The 19,169-nt window shown below is 72.3% G+C and carries 15 protein-coding genes and 1 other RNA gene; 3 read left to right on the top strand and 13 right to left on the bottom strand.

The features are described 5' to 3' along the window. Positions 1-62: 62 nt before the first annotated feature. Positions 63-1,076, bottom strand: coding sequence for a LysR family transcriptional regulator (locus ACZ55A_RS29975; RefSeq protein WP_468846510.1), 1,014 nt, complete (start codon positions 1,074-1,076; stop codon positions 63-65). A gap of 146 nt (positions 1,077-1,222) precedes the next feature. Here ACZ55A_RS29975 and ACZ55A_RS29980 point away from each other — a divergent pair, with 146 nt between their 5' ends. Further along, positions 1,223-2,557, top strand: coding sequence for an MFS transporter (locus ACZ55A_RS29980; RefSeq protein ID WP_468846513.1), 1,335 nt, complete (start codon positions 1,223-1,225; stop codon positions 2,555-2,557). Here ACZ55A_RS29980 and ACZ55A_RS29985 read toward each other — a convergent pair. From ACZ55A_RS29985 to ftsE, 8 genes are all read right to left on the bottom strand, one after another. After that, positions 2,550-3,236 (bottom strand): hypothetical protein, encoded by a 687-nt coding sequence (locus ACZ55A_RS29985; protein WP_468846515.1) that lies wholly within the window; start codon positions 3,234-3,236, stop codon positions 2,550-2,552. The genes ACZ55A_RS29980 and ACZ55A_RS29985 overlap by 8 nt on opposite strands. Continuing rightward, on the bottom strand, positions 3,233-4,189 hold the full coding sequence (locus ACZ55A_RS29990) for a WXG100 family type VII secretion target (protein WP_468846518.1): 957 nt from the start codon (positions 4,187-4,189) through the stop codon (positions 3,233-3,235). Before ACZ55A_RS29990 ends, ACZ55A_RS29985 begins: the two co-directional genes overlap by 4 nt. Further along, positions 4,189-4,500: a hypothetical protein gene (locus ACZ55A_RS29995; RefSeq protein ID WP_468846521.1), complete on the bottom strand. Its 312-nt coding sequence runs from the start codon at positions 4,498-4,500 to the stop codon at positions 4,189-4,191. Before ACZ55A_RS29995 ends, ACZ55A_RS29990 begins: the two co-directional genes overlap by 1 nt. Before the next feature lie 217 nt (positions 4,501-4,717). Continuing rightward, positions 4,718-5,088: a transfer-messenger RNA gene (gene ssrA, locus ACZ55A_RS30000) on the bottom strand. A gap of 123 nt (positions 5,089-5,211) precedes the next feature. Further along, on the bottom strand, positions 5,212-5,712 hold the full coding sequence (gene smpB, locus ACZ55A_RS30005; RefSeq protein WP_468846524.1) for an SsrA-binding protein SmpB: 501 nt from the start codon (positions 5,710-5,712) through the stop codon (positions 5,212-5,214). Between the two features lie 18 nt (positions 5,713-5,730). Continuing rightward, complete coding sequence (locus ACZ55A_RS30010; RefSeq protein WP_468846527.1) at positions 5,731-6,951, bottom strand: S41 family peptidase; 1,221 nt, start codon at positions 6,949-6,951, stop codon at positions 5,731-5,733. A gap of 68 nt (positions 6,952-7,019) precedes the next feature. After that, positions 7,020-7,931 carry a permease-like cell division protein FtsX gene (ftsX, locus tag ACZ55A_RS30015; protein WP_468846529.1) on the bottom strand — a complete coding sequence of 304 codons (912 nt, stop codon included), beginning with the start codon at positions 7,929-7,931 and terminating at the stop codon, positions 7,020-7,022. Between the two features lie 9 nt (positions 7,932-7,940). Further along, positions 7,941-8,630, bottom strand: coding sequence for a cell division ATP-binding protein FtsE (gene ftsE, locus ACZ55A_RS30020; RefSeq protein WP_393499307.1), 690 nt, complete (start codon positions 8,628-8,630; stop codon positions 7,941-7,943). A 251-nt stretch (positions 8,631-8,881) separates the two neighbouring features. On the opposite strand from ftsE, the gene ACZ55A_RS30025 reads away from it, so the two are divergent. Then, on the top strand, positions 8,882-9,076 hold the full coding sequence (locus ACZ55A_RS30025; protein WP_468846532.1) for a hypothetical protein: 195 nt from the start codon (positions 8,882-8,884) through the stop codon (positions 9,074-9,076). Positions 9,077-9,224: 148 nt separating this feature from the next. On the opposite strand, the gene ACZ55A_RS30030 is transcribed toward ACZ55A_RS30025, so the two are convergent. The 4 genes from ACZ55A_RS30030 to ACZ55A_RS30045 all read right to left on the bottom strand — a co-directional run bounded on the left by ACZ55A_RS30030 (position 9,225) and on the right by ACZ55A_RS30045 (position 14,752). After that, a complete protein-coding gene (locus tag ACZ55A_RS30030; protein WP_468846534.1) occupies positions 9,225-10,061 on the bottom strand; it encodes a hypothetical protein in 837 nt (278 codons plus the stop codon). A gap of 332 nt (positions 10,062-10,393) precedes the next feature. After that, on the bottom strand, positions 10,394-11,500 hold the full coding sequence (prfB, locus tag ACZ55A_RS30035) for a peptide chain release factor 2 (protein ID WP_468846537.1): 1,107 nt from the start codon (positions 11,498-11,500) through the stop codon (positions 10,394-10,396). Between the two features lie 80 nt (positions 11,501-11,580). Then, a complete protein-coding gene (locus tag ACZ55A_RS30040) occupies positions 11,581-12,891 on the bottom strand; it encodes a serine/threonine-protein kinase (RefSeq protein WP_468846539.1) in 1,311 nt (436 codons plus the stop codon). 199 nt (positions 12,892-13,090) lie between these two features. Next, the gene (locus ACZ55A_RS30045; protein WP_468846542.1) at positions 13,091-14,752 is read right to left on the bottom strand and encodes a serine/threonine-protein kinase; all 1,662 of its coding nucleotides are present in this window, start codon (positions 14,750-14,752) and stop codon (positions 13,091-13,093) included. A 495-nt stretch (positions 14,753-15,247) separates the two neighbouring features. Between ACZ55A_RS30045 and ACZ55A_RS30050 the strand changes: the two genes are divergently transcribed. Then, positions 15,248-18,679 carry an FtsK/SpoIIIE domain-containing protein gene (locus ACZ55A_RS30050; RefSeq protein WP_468846642.1) on the top strand — a complete coding sequence of 1,144 codons (3,432 nt, stop codon included), beginning with the start codon at positions 15,248-15,250 and terminating at the stop codon, positions 18,677-18,679. The last annotated feature ends 490 nt before the right edge of the window (positions 18,680-19,169 follow it).

Consider the following 19,169-nt stretch of genomic DNA (forward strand, 5'->3'; position numbering starts at 1 on the left):
CACGGCACCGGCCGTCCCCGCCCCGGCTCTGCCGCCGCCCCTGGCCGCCGGCCGGCGGGCGCTCACCCGACCGGCGCCGTCCGGGCCACGGTCCCCGGGCCTGCGCCACCGGACACGCCCATCACCCGGGCGTCCTCCGGAGGCAGCCAGCCGCCGTCCGGGACGGTCAGCCACCCCTCCCGCCCGCCGCGTTCGCGCGCCACCGTCCGCAGCGCCTCCAGGCCGGGGTGCCGCAGCCCCCGCCGCCACACCATCGAGACCGGCGACAGCGGTACCGGATCGGCCACCGGCCGCAGCACCATCCCCGGCACCTCGATGAACTCCACGCTCGCCAGCACCGACCACCCCCGCTTGCGCACCACCCGTACGAACTCCTCCGAGCCCTCGATCTCCGGGAACGGCTCGGCCATCGCGATCCCGGGGCCCGCGAAGAGCCGCGCCGCCAGCTCCGTCCACTCCGCGGTCCGCGGATTCCCGGCGGCCGCGTACAGCGTCTCGCCGGCCAGCTCCGCCAGCCGCACGACGGACCGCGCGGCCAGCGGATGGTCCGCGCGCAGCAGTACCGCCATCGGCTCCAGCCGGACCGGCTGGTGGGCCAGGCCGGCCCGGACGGCCGGCGGCAGCCCCGCGAAGCGTCCGAAGGAGACATCGAGCCGGCCGGCCACCAGCTCGGCCGCCGCGCCCGTCAGCCCGCTGTGGAAGCGCGCCACCAGCTCGCAGCTGTCCGGCACCCGGCCCCTGGCCTCCTCCAGCACCCGGTGGGCGGTGCCGACCGGGGCCCCGACATCGACCAGCAGCGGCCGTTCGGGAGCCGGCCGGAACGCCGCGGCCAGCTCCTCGTGCGCGCTCAGCACCCGCCGGGCGTACGGCAGCAGCCGCGCACCGTCCGCCGTCAGGGCGACCTGGCGGGTGGTCCGTACGAACAGCGCGGCGCCCAACTCCCGCTCCAGGCGCCGTATATCGCGGCTGAGCGCCTGCTGGGCCACGTACAGCCGGGCCGCGGCGCGGGTGAAGTGCAGCTCCTCGGCGACGGCGGTGAAGGCCCGGAGCAGACGCGGATCGATATCGGACGGCATCGGGCCATCCTGGCAGTGCCGGTCCGCGGCGCGCCCGCCCCTTTCCCCGAGAGCCCCGCCCTCGCCGCCGATTGACAACACAGCCGCGTGAATGGGCGCTCATCAGGTGTTGGACCGCGGAGGGGGGCGACCACGACCGTAGAGGCATGATCCTCTTCCTCGCCGCCCGGCCCGTGACGTCCCCCACTCTCGGCTCCGCTCGAGCGGGGGGACCCCCATCCCCCGTACGCCCCGCCCCGCGCCGCCGCCCCCGCTTCCGGCTGCTCGCCCCCTACCGGCGGATCTTCGCCGTCCCGGGTACGCGTGCCTTCACCGCCGCCAACCTGGTGGCGCGGCTGCCCATGGGGATGTTCAGCGTCAGCGCGGTGCTGATGATCGCCGGAACCCGCGGCTCCTACGCGCTGGCCGGGGCGGTCACCGCGACCGGGCTGGCGGCGACGGCGCTGGCCGGGCCGTGGACCGCCCGGCTGGTCGACCGCCACGGCCAGGCCCGTATCGCGGTCCCGGCCACCGTGCTCGCCGTGCTCGGCTCGCTCTCGCTGCTGCTGTGCGTACGCCACGGAGCGCCCGACTGGGCCCTCTTCGCCTCGTACGCCGCGACCGCCACCACGCCCAACACCGGCGGGATGTCCCGCGCCCGCTGGACGCACCTCTTCCGCGACGAGCCGGCCGCCCGGCACACCGCCAACTCCTTCGAACAGGCCGCGGACGAGCTGTGCTTCATGCTCGGGCCGGTGCTCGCGACGCTGCTGTGCACCACTCTCTTCCCTGAGGCGGGCACGGCGGTGGCCGCGGCGCTGCTGCTGACCGGGGTGCTGCTCTTCGCGGCCCAGCGTCGCACCGAGCCCCCGGTGGCGCCGCGCGGCGCCGCCCACGCCCCGGCCTCCCGCAGCCCGCTGCGGCTGCCCGGGATCCCGCCGCTGCTGCTCACCTTCCTCGCCACCGGCGCGATCTTCGGCTCACTGGAGGTGGTGACCCTCGCCTACGCCGATGACCACGGCATCCGCTCCGCCGCGGGCGGCATGCTGGCCCTCCAGGCTGCCGGGTCCGCGGTGGCGGGGCTGCTCTACGGGCTGCTGCGCCCGGCGGCCCGTGCCGCGCACCGCTTCCTGTGCTGCCTCGGCGCGATGGCCGCCCTGATGCTGCTGCCGCTGCTCGCCGCCTCGACCGGAAGCCCGCCGGCGCTGGCCGCCGGGCTCCTGGCGGCCGGTATGGCCACCGCGCCGACCATGGTCACCGGCATGGGACTGGTCCAATCCCGCATCCCCGCGGACCGGTTGAACGAAGGGATGACGCTCGCGGTGACGGCCCTGCTGGGCGGCATCGCGGCCGGTTCGGCGACGGGCGGCTGGGCCGTGGACCACCTGGCGGCCCCGGCCCTCGGGTACACGGTCCCCGCGGCGGCGGCCGCCCTGGCGCTGACCGTCACCCTGCTCACGGCACGCCGGGGCCCGGGCCACGCGCCGGCGCCCGTCAGCTGATCGGGTCCGTGTACCGCAACCGCCGGGGGAAGGTCTCCACGACCGGGCCGTACCCCCCGACCGTGAAGGCGAACGTCACCCAGGAACCGTCCACGAAGCCGAGCTCGTGCGTGCCGTGCCGCACATCGGTACGGTTCCGCACCCAGGCGACCTGCCGCCGCTCCACCCGCCAGGCGTACTCCACCGCATCCGCACCGGCCATGGGCTCCCGCCCGTTGCCGGCCAGCCGCACCCGCACCACATGGAGATGGTGGTCGGTCACCAGCAGCACCGACAGGTACCGGAACGAACAGCGGGGCCGCAGCACGGCCGCCAGCTGCCCGGCCGGACTCTCCCAGCTGCCCGACAACTGAGGCGTGCGGTGGCGGTCGTCCCACCCGTCCACCACGGCATTGACGGGGTTGAGGCGGTCCAGTCGCTCTTCGGCCCGCCCCATGCCGTCGACGAGCCGGTCGCCGGTGGTGCGCTGTGCCGAGAACGCCTGCTGCCGGAACTTCCGGGGCGGTTCGGGGAGCTGTTCGCCCGCCTCGACCGGATGGCCGGCGACGACCCGCTCCCCGGGCGGCAGCACGGGCGCCGCACGCTCCTTGGCCGCACGGGCCAGCGCATGCGGGTCCGGGCCGGAAAGCCAGTTCTTGACCCCGGACCAGAGGGCGTCGCCCACGTCGGTGATCTTCACCCGAAAGCCTCCCGCACCGACCGCTTCGCCTGCGCCGGCGATTGTTCCATCCGTTCGTCGAAACTCTTCGGATCCGGGCGCCGCCCGTATTCGTACGCCTCTTCCGCGAGTGCCGGGGCGCCCTCCTGCGCGGCGCCCGTCACCGCACCAGCCGGATCGACCCCGAGGATTCCCTTGGCCAGCTTCTTGCCCTGTTTCCAGGCGACGTACTGGGCGATATCGGCCGCCTCGGGCATCTCACCGCGCCGCAGACTTCCCGCGATCTTCCACTTGGCGCCCTTCCACTCCTTGATCTTCGCGCGGTCCAGGCCGCGCAGATACCGGCGGAGCCGGGAGAGTTTCGCCAGCGCCCGGGTCTGCTTGGCGATATCGGCGAGCTTGTCGGCAAGCTTGGCGGCGATCCTGGTGGCCTTCGCCGCCCGGTAGGCGATGTTCGCCGCGCCCGCCAGCGGCCCGATCGCCGCCGCGGCGCCGGCCGTCAGCAGCGAGAGGATCGCCGTGGTGGCGGCGGTGACCATCAGCGCCTCGACGATCTCCACGAGCAGTTCGGTCATGGCCTGTTCGGCGATGGCGCAGGCCGCGGCGGCCATCTCCAGGAGTTCGGCGATGGTGTCCATGTCGTCGGCCTCACCGAGCAGGGCCTGCTCGAAGTCCGTCATGGTGTTGCCGAAGCCCTCGGCGGCCTCGCCCTGCCAGGCGTGCTGCACGGCCTTGCGCTCCGCCACCAGGTCCTCGACCACACCGCGCAGATCCCGCGCCCCGCTCCGCCACTCCCCGGCGGTGCTCTCCAACTGCTCACTGTCGCCGGTGACCCAGTCGAACCAGTCGTCGACGCCGAACTGTTCAAGGATGCCCTTGATGATCTCGTCGAGGGTCGAGGCGAGCGGATTGCTCCAGTCCAGGGTGTAGTTGATCCGGTCCAGCGCGCTCGATGCGACCTGCCCCGCCCCCATCAGGCACCGCCCCCGAAGCTGTTCGCGGTCGCCTCTTCGTTGGAGTCGTAATGGTCCGCGGAGCCACGGACCGCCTCGGCGATGGACCGCAGCATCTCTCCGGCGTCGTCGAGGTCCGTGCCCGACCGGTCCTTCTGATCGATGTAGTCGGCCCGCAGACTGTTCGCCTCGGGCAGCTGCCCGAACACTCCGTCCGACAGATCCAGGCCGGCCGTACGCTTGCGGATCTTCTCGATCCGTTCCGCCGCGCTCTCCGCCGCATCGGCATAGCGACGCAGCGCATCGCTCTCGACGTTGGTGCCCTGACCCATTACTCCCCCATTACCGTGGCTTTTCCAGGTCATGACACACCTGGCGCCGGGGATTCGTCAAACACGTCTGAGGCATGCAGCCATCGCCCGGAATGAATCGCATATACCGGAACGAATCCCCCACAGGGCGGGAATCCCGGATCAACAACTCGGGCCCCGAAACGACTCAGGCCCCGTCCGTCCTCTCGAACGGCGGGGCCTGGGCCTCACATGGGAATTGTGGAGATGGCGGGAATCGAACCCGCGTCCAACGGTGCAGAACCAGGGCTTCTCCGTGTGCAGTCCGCTTCGCTTTTCTCGGCCCCGGAGATCACGCGGACAAGTCTCCGACGGGCTCAGTCACTGTTTATTGTCTCCACCGCGCCCCGTGACCGGGCTCAGTGGATAAGACCCCTAGCTGATGCCAGGAACCGGGTCGGGATCATCCCCGGGCTGACACTTCGCAGGTCGCTACTTAGGCAGCGAGGGCGAAGGAATCGCGCTTGGTGTTGGCGATTATTGGTTTCGGCATATGGTTTACGAGATCATTGCCGCTTCCTCGACACGCTTCCCCTGCTTCGACATCCGCTGTCGAAACCGATCATCCCCATGTTGATTTATCAAAGCCACCCGCGAGGGGTGGTGTGACGCACACCCTCCGTGGGGTGCGCAGCCATCGTACGTGAACAACGCGGAACGTTGCCAGCGTATTCCCCGAGCCGCACCCGCAGGTCAGGCCCGCTGCCGCCGGCGGGCCGCCGAGACCGCCCGCTCCGCCTCACGGCGGTCCTGCTGCTCGCGCAGCGTCTGCCGCTTGTCGTACTCCTTCTTGCCCTTCGCCAGCGCGATCTCGACCTTGGCCCGGCCGTCCTTGAAGTAGAGCGCCAGCGGCACGATCGTGTGCCCCGACTCCTGGCTCTTGGCCTCCAGCTTGTCGATCTCGGCACGGTGCATCAGCAGCTTCCGCTTGCGCCGGGCCGCATGGTTCGTCCAGGTGCCCTGGGCGTACTCGGGGATGTGTACGTTGTGCAGCCAGGCCTCGTTGCCGTCGATCTGGATGAACCCGTCCACCAGCGACGCCCGGCCCTGACGCAGCGACTTCACCTCGGTACCGGTCAGCACCAGACCGCACTCGTAGGTGTCCAGGATGTGGTAGTCGTGCCGCGCCTTCTTGTGCTGCGCCACGAGCTTGCGCCCGGGAGTCTTGTCCTTGTCCTTGGTCTGCTTGCTCATAGTGTCGCCATTTTCGCACTAAGCACCGGCGCCGAGGCCACTCAATACTGTGCGGGCCCGTTTCTCGGCGTGGTTCTCGACCACCAGGTCGGGCGTGATGCCGCGCTCGTCGACGGTCCGCCCCGACGGGGTGCGGTAGTGGCCGACGGTCAGCTCGGCGACCGAGCCGTCCGCCAGCCGGCTGGGCATCTGCACCGACCCCTTGCCGAACGTCGGCGAGCCCACCACGATCGCCCGCCCCCGGTCCTGGAGCGCGCCCGCCAGCAGCTCCGCGGCGCTCATCGTGCCGCCGTCGACGAGGACGACGAGTGGCAGGCGGGTGTTGCCGCCGCGCTTCGCGTACAGGGCGCGCTGACGGCCGTCGACGTCGTACGTGGCGACCAGGCCGCCGTTCAGGAAGGCCGAGGCGGTGGCGACCGACTCGGTGACCAGGCCGCCCGTATTGCCCCGCAGGTCGAGCAGCAGGCCGCCGTGCGTGGAGGCATGGCGCACCGCCCGGCGGACCGCGTCGCCGGTGCCCCTGGCGAACGCGGCGATCTTGACCCGGGTCGGGCCGTGCGGCCCGGCCGGCCGGTCGGTGACGACGTTCCGGGTCCGCAGCCGGACCCGGTGCAGGGTCACGCTCCAGTGCCGGCCACCGCGCTGGAGGTCGAGCCGTACGGGGCTGCCGGCGCCGGCGGCCCGCGCCCGGGAGCCGTGCGGAGCGGCGCCGCGCAGCCCGGCGACAACCTCGGTGACCGGCCGGCCCCGGGTGGCCCGGCCGTCGACGGCCCTCAGCCGGTCGCCGACCGCGATACCGGCCCGCGCGGCGGGACTGCCGGACTGGACACGGGACACCTCGGTCCGGCCGTCCGCGCTCTGCCGCACCCACAGCCCGACGCCGACGTACCCGCCGTCCAACTGCTCCTGGAAGTCCTCGAACTCGCCCGGTGTGTAGATCGTCGACCAGCGGTCGCCGCTGCGGCTGACGACCTCGGCGGCGGCCTGGGAACCGGACTTGCCGTCCTCGGCGGCCTCGCGCGCGGCCCGCTCGACGGCCGCGCGGTCGGCGGTCGCGGAGTCGGGGGTGTGCGCCCGGAACGCCGTACGGTCCGGGGAGTTGCGGCCGGCGGCGCCCTCCGCCGCATCGCTCCATGTACCGGTCACCGCGCCGGTGGCGAGCACACCCGCGAGGAACAACGTCAGGGCCGCCCCGCGGCGAAAGCGGCGGGGCCGGTCGTACGAACACGGGCCCGACATGGCGGTGAGTCTAGGCGACAAAGGGGCGCCGTACGGCACGTTGTCCGTACGGCGCCCCTTGTCAAAGCTCACACCTTGAGGTACTTGCGCAGCGCGAAGAACGCGGCGAGCGCGGGCATCAGCAGTCCGATCAGCAGCACCAGCGGGAGGACCGCAACCACCGAGTCCCAGCCGATGAAGTTGATCACCTGGATCTTCTTCGCCAGCCAGTTGTTGACGAGGATGTACTTGCCGCCGACGATCAGCACACAGGCGAACGCGGCGCCCAGCAGGCCCGCGATGGCGGCCTCCAGGATGAACGGCATCTGGATGTAGAAGCTGGACGCTCCCACCAGCCGCATGATCCCGGTCTCCCGCCTTCGGCTGAACGCCGACACCCGCACGGTGTTGACGATCAGCATCAGCGCAACGACGAGCATCAGCCCCATCACGACCAGCGCGGCGATGTTCATACCGTTGAGGAGGTTGAACAGCGGCTCCACGGTGTCCCGTTGGTCCTGCACCTCCTGGACACCGGGCCGCTCGGAGAACGCCGACTTGATGACCGTGAACTTCGTGGGGTCCTTGAGCTTGACGCGGAAGGACTCCGGCAGCTGGTCGGGCGTCACCAGACCGGCCACGGGCGTGTCGCCGAACTGCTCCTTGTAGTGCTTGTAGGCCTGGTCGCTGGACTCGTAGGTCACGTCCTGGACGAGCGGAAGCCGGTTCAGCTCGGCCTTGATGTCGTCCTTCTGCTGCTGGGTGGCCGCGCCCTTGGCGCAGTTGGCGCCGGTCTCGGCGTCGTTCTTGTTGCAGAAGAAGATGGAGACGTTGACCTTGTCGTACCAGTAGCCCTTCATCGTGCTGACCTGGTCGCGCATCAGCAGCGAGGCGCCGAACAGGCCCAGCGAGAGGGCTACGGAGACGATGACCGCGAAGGTCATCGTGAGGTTTCGGCGGAGACCGACGCCGATCTCCGACAGGACGAACTGGGCGCGCATGGCGTCCTTTCAGTGCTGGTAGCCGTACACGCCGCGCGACTGGTCGCGTACGAGCCGGCCCTTCTCGAGTTCCATGACCCGCTTGCGCATCTGGTCGACGATCTGCTGGTCGTGGGTGGCCATGACCACCGTCGTACCGGTCCGGTTGATCCGGTCCAGCAGCTTCATGATGCCGACCGAGGTCTGCGGGTCGAGGTTGCCGGTGGGCTCGTCCGCGATGAGCAGCATGGGGCGGTTGACGAAGGCCCGCGCGATGGCGACGCGCTGCTGCTCACCACCGGAGAGTTCACCCGGCATGCGGTCCTCCTTGCCGCCGAGGCCGACCAGTTCGAGGACCTCGGGGACCGTCTTGCGGATCTGGCCGCGCGGCTTGCCGATGACCTCGAGGGCGAAGGCGACGTTCTGCCCGACGGTCTTGTTGGGCAGCAGCCGGAAGTCCTGGAAGACCGTCCCCACCTGGCGCCGCATCTGCGGGACCTTCCAGTTGGAGAGCTTCCCGAGGTCCTTGCCGAGTACGTGCACATGGCCGTGGCTGGCCCGCTCCTCGCGCAGCAGCAGCCGCAGGAAGGTGGACTTTCCGGAGCCCGAGGAGCCCACCAGGAAGACGAACTCGCCGCGCTCGATCTCGAGCGAGACGTCCCTGAGTGCAGGACGGTTCTGCTTCGGGTAGGTCTTGGAGACGTTGTCGAATCGGATCACTGATGCACCACGGTCGACCTGGATAGCGGCACGGGTTGCCGAGTTGCGGCTCCCGTCGGTGTGCGTGACCATACGCGAACCTCGCGGGGCGGTGCAGTCGCCGTGGGGGGTTGGTGCGTTTATTCACGGCACCTATAGGACAAAAAGCCGCACAATTCCGCGGGGCGCGCCGTTCCGCCGGGGAGCTGGCAGAGTGGGAGGGGGAACCAATGCGCCTTCCCGTGCGTTGGTGCAGTGGAGAAGGAGGTCGCATGACGTACGACCGACTGGTGTGCGCCAACTGCGCGGCCCCTGTGAGCGAGGGCCGCTGCCCCGTGTGCCGGGCGAACAGGGAACGGCTCCAGCAGCAGGCGGGCGGTATCTTCGCCCAGCTCAGCCCCGCAATGCTGGTGGCTTTGATGATCGTGCTGATCGCGCTCGGCGTGCTGCTCCATCAGGCCGCCTGAACGCCGTCCCCCACACCCTGAGGCAGGCCGAGGCGCCCGCACGCCCTTACGGGACGCAACCACATCCGAACCGTCCGTAGCGGACGCGTGAACGCCGAGGGCCCGGGACGCAGGTTGCGTCCCGGGCCCTGGTGGTGCCGCGTCAGCGTCAGGCCGCTGCCGCGCCGCCGCCGTTCTTGTTGATCAGACGGGGCAGCATACGGAAGCCCACACCGCCCGCGATCATCGTGGCCGCGCCGATGAGCAGGAAGGTGGTGCCGGAGGAACCGGTCTCCGCCAGCTCGCCGCCCTTCGCCTGCTGCTTGGCCTGGCCGGGCGTGTCAGCGATCTGCTCCTTGCCCTCGCCGGGCTGCTCGATCGGCTTGGAGCCCTCGTTGTCGGTGCCGGTACCGGTGGAGTCACCGCCGGTGGAGGAGTCGCCACCGGTGGACTGGCCGCCGGTGGACTGGCCACCGCTGTTGTGGCCACCGGTGCTGTCGCCACCGGTGGTCTGGCCGCCGCTGTTGTGGCCACCGGTGCTGTCGCCACCCGTGGTCTGACCGCCGGTGGTGGTGTCACCGCCGGTGGTCTCCCCACCGGTGGTCTCGCCGCCGGTGGTGGTGTCGCCACCCGTGGTGGTGTCACCGCCGGTGGTGGTGTCACCGCCGGTGGTCTCGCCGCCGGTGGTGTCGCCGCCGATCTCGCCACCGGAGGAGTCACCGCCGATCTCACCGCCGGAGGAGTCACCGCCGATCTCGCCACCGGTGGTGTCGCCGCCGACCTGACCGGTGGAGTCGCCGCCGTCGGTGGCGCCGGTGGTCTCGCCACCGGAGTCACTGCCGCCGATGATCCCGCCGATGATGCCGCCGATGATCCCGCCGCTCTCGCCGCCCGACCCGTCGGCCGGAGCCGCGGAGGCCACACCGGCCGCAGTGAGCGACGCACCCGCCGCGATCACTGCACCGGCCGCAACGCGCGCAATGCGCACCCGCGTCTTCTTCGTCATGTACTGCTACCCCCAGTAGCTGAACTCGTCAATGGAGCACCGCTGTACGGGGCGACGGGCCGACAGGGGCACGCGAGCTTCCGCCCCGCACTGCGCAAGGCCGCTCATCTCCCCGTTCATACACGCGCCCCAGACATACGCATGCCGCGCTCAGCCTTCCCAGTCAGGCCAACATCGTCAAGGTCGAATAAAGTCGCGATGCCCGAATTACTGAGAGTTGGGCGGTACATGGACATACGACTGTGACCAAACCGCCACAGCAAAAACAACTGCCTCCCCGAGGGAGACAGTTGTTCCGGTATCAGAAACGGCCGGCGAAAAGGCGCCGCGCGTTACTTCTCCTGCTGCTTGCGCCAGCGGATGCCGGCCTCCAGGAAGCCGTCGATGTCACCGTCCAGCACGGCCTGCGGGTTACCGACCTCGAACTCCGTACGCAGGTCCTTGACCATCTGGTACGGGTGCAGCACGTACGAACGCATCTGGTTGCCCCAGGAGTTGCCGCCGTCGCCCTTGAGCGCGTCCATCTTGGCCTGCTCCTCCTGGCGGCGCCGCTCAAGGAGCTTGGCCTGGAGGACGTTCATCGCGGTCGCCTTGTTCTGGATCTGCGAACGCTCGTTCTGACAGGAGACCACGATGCCGGTGGGGAGGTGCGTCAGCCGGACCGCGGAGTCGGTGGTGTTGACGCCCTGGCCGCCGGGGCCGGACGACCGGTACACATCCACCCGCAGATCCGATTCGTCGATCTCGATGTGGTCGGTCTGCTCCACGACGGGCAGCACCTCGACACCCGCGAACGAGGTCTGGCGGCGGCCCTGGTTGTCGAACGGCGAGATGCGCACCAGGCGGTGCGTGCCCTGCTCGACGGAGAGCGTGCCGTAGGCGTACGGGACGTTGACGGCGAAGGTGGTCGACTTGATGCCGGCCTCTTCCGCGTACGAGGTCTCGTAGAGCTCGGTCTTGTAGCCGTGCCGCTCGGCCCAGCGCAGATACATCCGCTGGAGCTTCTCGGCGAAGTCGGCGGCGTCCACGCCACCGGCCTCGGCGCGGATGTTGACGACCGCCTCACGGGCGTCGTACTCGCCGGACAGGAGGGTACGGACCTCCAGCTCCTCCACGGCCTTGCGGACCTCGGCCAGCTCGGCCTCGGCCTCCTCCCGGGCATCCTCGTCGCCCTCGGCCTCGGCCAGCTCGAAGAGCACTTCGAGGTCGTCGACCCGGCCACGCAGCTCCTCGGCCCGGCGCAGCTGGCCCTGGAGGTAGGACAGCTGGCTGGTGACCTTCTGGGCGCTCTCCGGGTCGTCCCACAGGGACGGCGCCGCCGCTTGCTCCTCAAGCACGGCGATGTCGGCCCTCATCTTGTCGAGGTCCAGGACGGCCTCGATCGACCCCATGGTCGAGGAGAGGGACTTCAGCTCTTCGGATACATCGACGACTGCCACGCACCCAGCCTAACGGCAACCACCGACAGCGTGACCCGGCCCCGGCAGGTCGAACCTGCCGGAACCCGGTCACCGGCCCGTCACGGAGCGTCCGGCCCCGGCTGGTGCACGCCCGGCCGGGCATCCCCGGCATCGTCGTCCCCCGAGGCCAGCCAGCCGCCCAGGCCCGCCGCCACGACCACCACGGCCGCCGCGGCACCGAGCTTGATCCGGCGGCGGCGCACCGCCTCCGCCGACGCACGGTGCCGGGCCGAGCCCGCCCGGCGCTCCCCGGCCGCCCGCGGAGCACGCGCCGTGCCGTGCGCACCGCCCGCCAGCTCGTCCGGGCCGGGCACCCGCATGCTGGTGTGCGTCTCCCGGTTGGAGTCCGGCGCCGAGCCCTGCACCAGCGGGACCGCGCCGCGCGGCGGGGCGGCCTCCCCCGCCGCCGGCGGGTAGAACGCCTCCTCGCGGGCCCCCGGGGCCCCACCGTCCGGCTCGTCGTCCGCCGGCTCGTCGTCCGGCTCATCGATGTCCAGCGGCGGCATACCCGCCAGCGCGGGCAGCAGCTCCCGCAGCCGCGCGGCGAGCTCCGGGGCGCGCAGCCGCGAGGCGGGCGCCTTCGCCAGGCACTGCACCAGCAGCTGCCACAGCTCGTCGGGGATCCCGGGCAGCGGCGCCACACTCTCGGTGACATGACGGCGCAGCACCGCACCGGGGTGGCCGCCCCCGAAGGGCGTGAACCCCGCCAGCAGCTCGTACAGGACGGTCGCCAGCGCATAGACGTCCACCGAGGCGCGCGGCGGCAGCCCCTCGATGATCTCCGGAGCGAGGTAGTCCGGGGTGCCGATGACCTTGGTCGAGCGAAGCGGGACGGTGGTCCCCCCGGCCGGAGGCTGGGGAAGGGCACGGCGCGGGGAGTCGACGAGCCGGGCGATACCGAAGTCGGTCAGCAGGGCGGGGTGCGCGCCACCGGGGCCGAGCGGCCCCTGCATGTCCAGCAGCACATTCTCCGGCTTGACGTCACGGTGCACGATCCGCGCGGCGTGCGCGGCGGCCAGCCCGTCGGCGACATCGGCGGCGATCGCGACCGCGGCCTCGGGTGCCAGCCGGCGCTCCCGCTCCAGACGGGTGCGCAGATCGGTACCCCGTACGAGATCCATGACCAGCGCCAGGTCGTTGCCGTCGACGACCAGGTCGCGGACACCGACGACATGCGGGTCCGCCAGGCCCAGCAGCGCCGCCCGCTCCTGCACGAAGCGGCCGACGAGCTCCTGGTCGGAGGCGAGATCCTCACGCAACAGCTTGATGGCCACGGCCCCTTCGGGGCCCTCGCCCAGCCATACCGTGCCGGCACTGCCGCGCCCCAGGATCTGGTGGGCGGTGTACCGGCTGCCGATCTTCCGTGCCAAGACTGCTCCGACGTGTCGGGCCCCCGAGCGTCCTGCGGGGGCTGAGGTTGGCGTCAAAGCTACGCGGATGCCAGGGGGTTCAGTGCCCCGGACGGCGGCAACCTTCACTTCTGTGGGCGAATTTCCCGTCAGAAGCCAAGCGGAAGTCGACAAATCAACGAAGCCGCCCCGGGACCGCTGAGGTCCGGGGCGGCTCCGGTCAGCCGCTGATCTTGTTCACAAAGCGCTCGACGCTGGTGTACACGTGCCCGATCTGCGCGAAGAAGCCACGCGTGGTACCGATCCACTCCTGGAGCGGAGTGAGCTCCCAGATCAGCCAGGCCGCCACGAAGAGCAGTATCAGCGTGAACAGACAGCCCTTGAGACACCCCAGGCCCGGGATCTTCATCGGGTTGGCACTGCGCGGCCGGGGCTCACGCCGCGGCCGGGGCTCCGGGGCGGGCGGCCGCTGCGGCTCGTAACGCTGCGGCGGCGGCTGCTGCGGGGCGGCGGGACGGCGCTGCGGCGCCTGTGGCTGCTGCGCGTACGGCACCGGCGCAGCCTGCTGACGGTACGGGGGCTGCTGCGGGCGCTGCGGCGGCTGCTGCGGGGCGGCCGGACGGCGCTGCGGACGGCGGCGCAGCGGATCCTCGCTGGGATCCAGGTACTGCACCTGCGTCTGCTCGTTACGGTCACGCGCCGCCCGCATCTGGGACTCCCACGGATGGGGCCCCTCGGGCTCCTGCGGCCCACCGGGCGGTGCGCCCATGGGCATCGGCGGCATGGCACGGGTCGGATCGGCATCCCGCCCACCGGCACCGCCCGGCCCGCCCGTGGACGGCAGCACGCTGGTCGCCGCCGCCGGGTCGTAGCTCCCGGCACCCGACGGGAGAACCTGCGTGGGGTCGGCGTCGCCCCCGGTGGCCGGTCCGCCGTCGGCCCCCGTACCGGGAACCGTCGCCGGCGCCGGATCCGGCGCCAGCAGCGCGGCCACACCGAGCGCCGCCTCCGCCTCGGCAGGACTGGCATGCACCCCGACACCCGCCGCGACGGTACGCAGCGCACGGGCGAGGTTCTCGGCGCTGGGGCGCTCCTCGGGGCGCTTGCGCAGACACCGCTCGATCACCGTCCACAGCGGCTCGGGCAGTGTGCTGGGACGGCGCGCCTCCTCGCTCAGATGCCGGTGCAGCACCTCCAGCGCCGTCGCCCCGGCGAACGGCGGACGCCCCGTGACCAGCTCGTACAGCAGGATTCCGGCACCGTAGATGTCCACCGCGGAGGTCTGCGGACGGCCCTCGGCGGACTCCGGCGCCACATAGGCGGGGGTACCGACGAATTCATGCGTACGGGTCAGCCCCGGCGAATCGGCGAGCCGGGCGATGCCGAAGTCGGTCAGCATCGGATGCATCTCGCCGCTGCCGTCGGAGCCGGCGAGCAGCACGTTGGCGGGCTTGAGGTCGCGGTGCACCACCCCGTCGGCGTGGCTGGCCGCCAGCGCATCGGCGATCTGGGCGGTGAGCAACGCCGCGGCCACCGGGCTGAAGGGACCGTTGTCACGCAGATAACGGTGCAGGTCGGGGCCGTCGACCAGATCCATCACCAGCGCCAGCAGATCACCCTCGACCACCAGGTCACGGGTGCGGACGATGTTGGGGTGGGTGAGCCGCAGCAGGACGGAGCGCTCCCGCAGGAAGCGCATCACCACGTCCGCGTCGTGCGCCAGCTCCTCCTTGAGGACCTTGATCGCGACCGTCTCACCGGGCTCTCCTGCCACGGCGGCCTCGGCGCCCGCCGTCTCCCGCTGGCGGGCACGCCAGACGGTGCCCGTGGCGCCGCGGCCCAGCGGCTCCTCGAGCAGGTACTTGCTGCCTACCGGCCGCACGTCATGCGCTCCCTGGTCGTGTGGTCTCTTGCCTGGCCCGCTGGGTCAGCTCGCGGCCCGTCCGATCCACTGTAGTGCGCTCGCACAAGCTTTTCGGTCCGGCAGCCCGGGCGGGGCTTGTGGGGAAGACGTGCGTTTCGGACAGATGGTTGCCCCTCCCCTCCCGCCCGCCGGCCGCCCCGCCACCTGCGCACACCGGCCGCACCGGCCGCACCGGAACCGCTCCGCGCCGGCCACGCAGGTCCGAAACCGGCCTGCCACCGCGCGCAAGCAGGTACTTTTCCGCCTTTGGAAGACCAATCAAGATCACTGATGGACGGTCGGCGGGCGTGTTGTCAGTGGCAGGTGCAAGGATGCATCCAGCACGATGCGGTGGGGGCGCGCGGTCTCTGTCGCGACGTGCGCAGGGACTTGTACGTGCCGACGTGCTCGGGTGGGTGGGGGAAGCGAGCGGACCCCCTGCCGGATCCCCGGCAGAAGGGACCGTTGACGGCGATGCAGATCCGGCTGACCGTCCTCGGGCCGCGCAGCGGCCACACCACACGGGCCTGCGACGTGCTCGTGACGGCCCCCGCCGGCACCGCCCTGGCCGCGGTGGCCGGCTCGCTCGCGGCCTCCGTGGCCGGCTCGGGCGCCGACATCGGCAGCGCGGGCGGCGGCAGCGGCCCGGTCGTCCTCTACGCCGGCTCCGAACGGCTCGACCCCCAGCGCGCCGCCCTCGGCGAGCCCCCGCTGATCGACGGCGCCGTGCTCTCCCTCCAGAGCCCCGGCCCGGCCCCCGCCCACGGCCTCCCCCACGGCTCCGCCCGACTGCACGTCATCTCCGGCCCCGACGCCGGCGGCGTCCACCTCCTGCACGGCGGCCAGATCCGCATCGGCCGCTCCGCCGACGCAGACGTCCCCCTCGACGACCCCGACGTCTCCCGCCTCCACTGCGCCGTAACGGTCGAACCCGACGGCTCGGTCCACGTCGCGGACCTCCGCTCCACCAACGGCACCGCCATCGACGGCACCGACCTCGGTGAGCAGCCCACCCCCCTCCGGCCCGGCGCCCTGCTGCGCATCGGCGAATCCACCCTCCGCCTCCAGTCCGCCCCCAGCGCCCCCGACCCGGCCCTGCACACCACCCCCGACGGCGAAGGACAACTGCGCATCGCCCCAGGAGCCGACGGCACCGCCGCACCGGCCGGCCCGGCGACCACCCCCGGCCCGCAACCCCCGGCCCGAGGCGCCACGGCCTCCCCCGTACCGCAGCCCCGCACCGCACAGGAAACGGACGGCACGGCGCGACGGGACACCCCCCTGCGCGGCACCCCGGTCCAGGACCCCGGGACCCCACCCGCCGCAGCACCCCGAGGCCACGACTCCGCACCCCCCACCGCCGCCACCGCCCACGGCTACGGACACGGGCACGGCCTCGGCCCCGGCGTCCGCACCCATCCGGCCTACGGCGCCCCCGCCGGCGCGACCGACCCGACACACGGCGGCGGACAGTTCCTGGCACCCACCGACGACGCCCACGGCGCGGAGGCCCCCCGCAAGGGCGGACGACGGGGCGGAATCGGCGCCTGGGCACGGCGGCTCACCGGCGGCCGGGCCGCCGTGCCACGCCCCGACACCCCCCTCACCCCCGGCTACGAACCGGCCCGCACCCCCTACTCCCCGACCCCCGACGGCGCGGAAGCGGCCACCGCCCCCTCCGGCACCGCCGGACCCGAACGCTGGCCGGACGCCGCCACGGTCCTCCTCACCGCCCTCGGCCCGGGCCCCCTCCTCTGGGAGCGCAGCCAGAACCACCCCGACGCCCTGACCGTGCGGCTGGGAACCGCCAGCCGCAGCGGCGGCCGGGACGCCGTACCGGTCACCGTCGAACTGCGCCGCGCGGGCTCCCTGGGCCTGGCAGGACCCCGCGCCCGGCTCACCGCACTGGCCCGCGCCACCCTCGCCCAGCTCGCCGCCCTGCACTCCCCCGGCACCCTCGACATCGTGCTGATCAGCACGGACCGCGCACGCAGCACCGAGGAACGGGTCGCCGACTGGTCCTGGCTCGGCTGGCTGCCGCACGTCCGCCCGGCCCACGGCCAGGACTGCCGGCTGCTGCTCGCCTACGACCAGGAACAGGCCACCGCCCGTACGACCGAACTGGTCCGGCGGCTCGACGACGGCCCCCTCGGCCCCGGCTGGGCCAGCGCCGAACGCGCCGAGGTCTCCCTGGCCGCCGCCCGCCACCAGGGCCCGTACACCCTGCTGATCGTGGACGGCGACCCCGGCTCGTCCGCGCTGCGCGAGACCACCGCCCGGCTCGCCTCGGGCGGCCAGGCCGCCGGCGTCCACCTCCTCTGCCTCGCCGAGACCCCGGCCGCCTCGCCCTCCTTCCCGCTGGCCGCGACGTACGAAGCGGCCCGCGCGGCGTCCCCCGCCTTCGGGGAGTGCGGGGCCGTCGCCGTACTCAGCGGCGATGTCGCCACCGCCCTGCGCGTGGTCCAGCCGGGCTCCGGCCCGAACGGCACGGTCGGCACGGTCGACGCCGTCTCCGGCGCATGGGCCGAGCGGTTCGCCCGGGCACTGGCACCGCTGCGCGAGGCCGACACCACCACCCCGGCCGGCGGCCGCACGGTGCAGCGCGCCGCCGTCCCGCTGCCCGACGCCACCCGGCTGCTCGACGAACTGGGGCTGGCCCGCGCCACCCCCGCGTCCCTGATGGCCCGTTGGGCCGCCGCCCTCGACACCGACCGGCCCAGCACCCCCGCGGTGCTCGGCGCCGGACCGCACGGCCCGCTGCACGCCGACCTCGCCGCCGAAGACACCCATCTGCTCATCGAGGGCGCAGCGGCCACCGGCAAAACAGAACTCCTGCGCTCACTCGCCGCCTCACTCGCCGCAGCGGACCGCCCGGACCTGCTCTCGCTGGTACTCGTCGACGGCGCCGGCAGCGAGCGCGGCGAGGGCCTGCGGGTGTGCACCGACCTGCCGCATGTCACCACCCACCTCGCCGCCTCGGACCCGGTCCGCATGCGGGAGTTCGCCCAGGCACTCTCCTCGGAACTCAAACGCCGGGCCGAAACACTGGCCGGTACACCCTTCGCCGAATGGCGCGCCACCCACCCGCCGGCCCCCCGCGTCATCGCCCCCCGCCGCCCCTCCGAATCCAGTGACGGAGAGCAGGAACCAATTACTCTCCGTAATCGTTGCCGAAACAAGGAGGAGTCAGGCGGCACCCCGGCGGACCCCTCCACCACCGGCACCCTGCGCCTCCGAACCCACCCCGCCCCCACCCCCAGCACCCCCTCCCACAACTCCCACAACCCCGCCACCCCCGCCAACGGAGCCCCCGCCCCCGCCCACAGCCCCTCCCCCACCAACTCCCCCGCCGAGGACGGAGCACACGGACACGGCACGGAGCCGACCGCGCCGATGCCGCGCCTGTTCGTCCTGGTCGACGACTTCGACGCACTGGTGGCCCCGGCACTGGGCAGCCCCGGCCGCCCCGCCGCGGGCTCCGTGGTCCGCGCACTGGAAGCGGTGGCCCGGGACGGGGCGGCGCTCGGGGTCCACCTGATAGCCGCGACCGGCCACCCGGACCGCACCGCCGAGACCGCGACCGGCGAACGGGCCGGGCTGCGCATCGAGTTGGGCGCGAGCTCCGACCCCTCCGAGCCGGTACCGGCCGGCCGCGGCCGGCTGCGCCGCACGGCGGACGGCTCCTCGACACCGTTCCAGGCGGGCCGGGTGACCGGCCGGATACCCCGTACGTCCACGCTGCGCCCGACGGTCGTACCGCTTGAATGGCAGCGGATGGGCGATCCGCCGGCCCGGCGCCCGCTACGCGAGCTGGGCAACGGCCCGACGGACCTGGCCCTGCTGGCCAGCGCCCTGCAACGGGCCGCACAGTCCTCGGGCGCCCCGTCGGCGCCACCCTTGGCCTGAGCGCAGCACCCTTGGCCTGAGCGCGTCGCCCTTGGCCTGAGCGGGCCGCCCTTGGCCCGAGCCGGGGGGCAAGCCGGGTAGCCGGGGGCGGGAGCGAGCGCCGTCGCATGCGGGTGGCATTGCTGTCGATGCGCGTGGCGTTCCGGTCGGTAGTGGTGCAGCTGATCGTTGGTGATGCCGCTGATCGGTAGTGGTGCCGCTGATCATTGGTGATGCTGCTGATCGTTGGTGGTGGGGCTGATCGTTTTCTGCTTCTTTCAGCGGCAGTTCGTCTCGGGGGGATGGCCGGCGCGGTGAAGTGAGGGGGTGCGGGGCCTGCCGCGGTGGGGTGTGCCGTTGTTATCTTCCGTTCATGTCTCTCCCCCTACGATGTGGGTCACTGCCGTGAAACGCATGGTGTGCCGGCGCTTCGTCGTGGAGACTGCCCAGCGGTGCTCGAGCGTCCTCGAGGACCCGTTTCCGTGTCGGGTGTCCGGGCGAGGGTCCCCGG

It is taken from the genome of Streptomyces sp. NPDC034111 (assembly GCF_055575375.1).

Bases quoted from the DNA above. Each gene is read 5' to 3' on its own strand.
- ACZ55A_RS30030 (WP_468846534.1), bottom strand. From the start codon at position 10,061: ATGACGAAGAAGACGCGGGTGCGCATTGCGCGCGTTGCGGCCGGTGCA.
- ACZ55A_RS29995 (WP_468846521.1), bottom strand. From the start codon at position 4,500: ATGGGTCAGGGCACCAACGTCGAGAGCGATGCGCTGCGTCGCTATGCC.
- smpB (WP_468846524.1), bottom strand. From the start codon at position 5,712: ATGAGCAAGCAGACCAAGGACAAGGACAAGACTCCCGGGCGCAAGCTC.
- ACZ55A_RS30025 (WP_468846532.1), top strand. From the start codon at position 8,882: ATGACGTACGACCGACTGGTGTGCGCCAACTGCGCGGCCCCTGTGAGC.
- ACZ55A_RS29990 (WP_468846518.1), bottom strand. From the start codon at position 4,189: ATGGGGGCGGGGCAGGTCGCATCGAGCGCGCTGGACCGGATCAACTAC.
- ACZ55A_RS29975 (WP_468846510.1), bottom strand. From the start codon at position 1,076: ATGCCGTCCGATATCGATCCGCGTCTGCTCCGGGCCTTCACCGCCGTC.
- ACZ55A_RS30050 (WP_468846642.1), top strand. From the start codon at position 15,248: ATGCAGATCCGGCTGACCGTCCTCGGGCCGCGCAGCGGCCACACCACA.
- ftsX (WP_468846529.1), bottom strand. From the start codon at position 7,931: ATGCGCGCCCAGTTCGTCCTGTCGGAGATCGGCGTCGGTCTCCGCCGA.
- ACZ55A_RS30010 (WP_468846527.1), bottom strand. From the start codon at position 6,951: ATGTCGGGCCCGTGTTCGTACGACCGGCCCCGCCGCTTTCGCCGCGGG.
- ACZ55A_RS29980 (WP_468846513.1), top strand. From the start codon at position 1,223: ATGATCCTCTTCCTCGCCGCCCGGCCCGTGACGTCCCCCACTCTCGGC.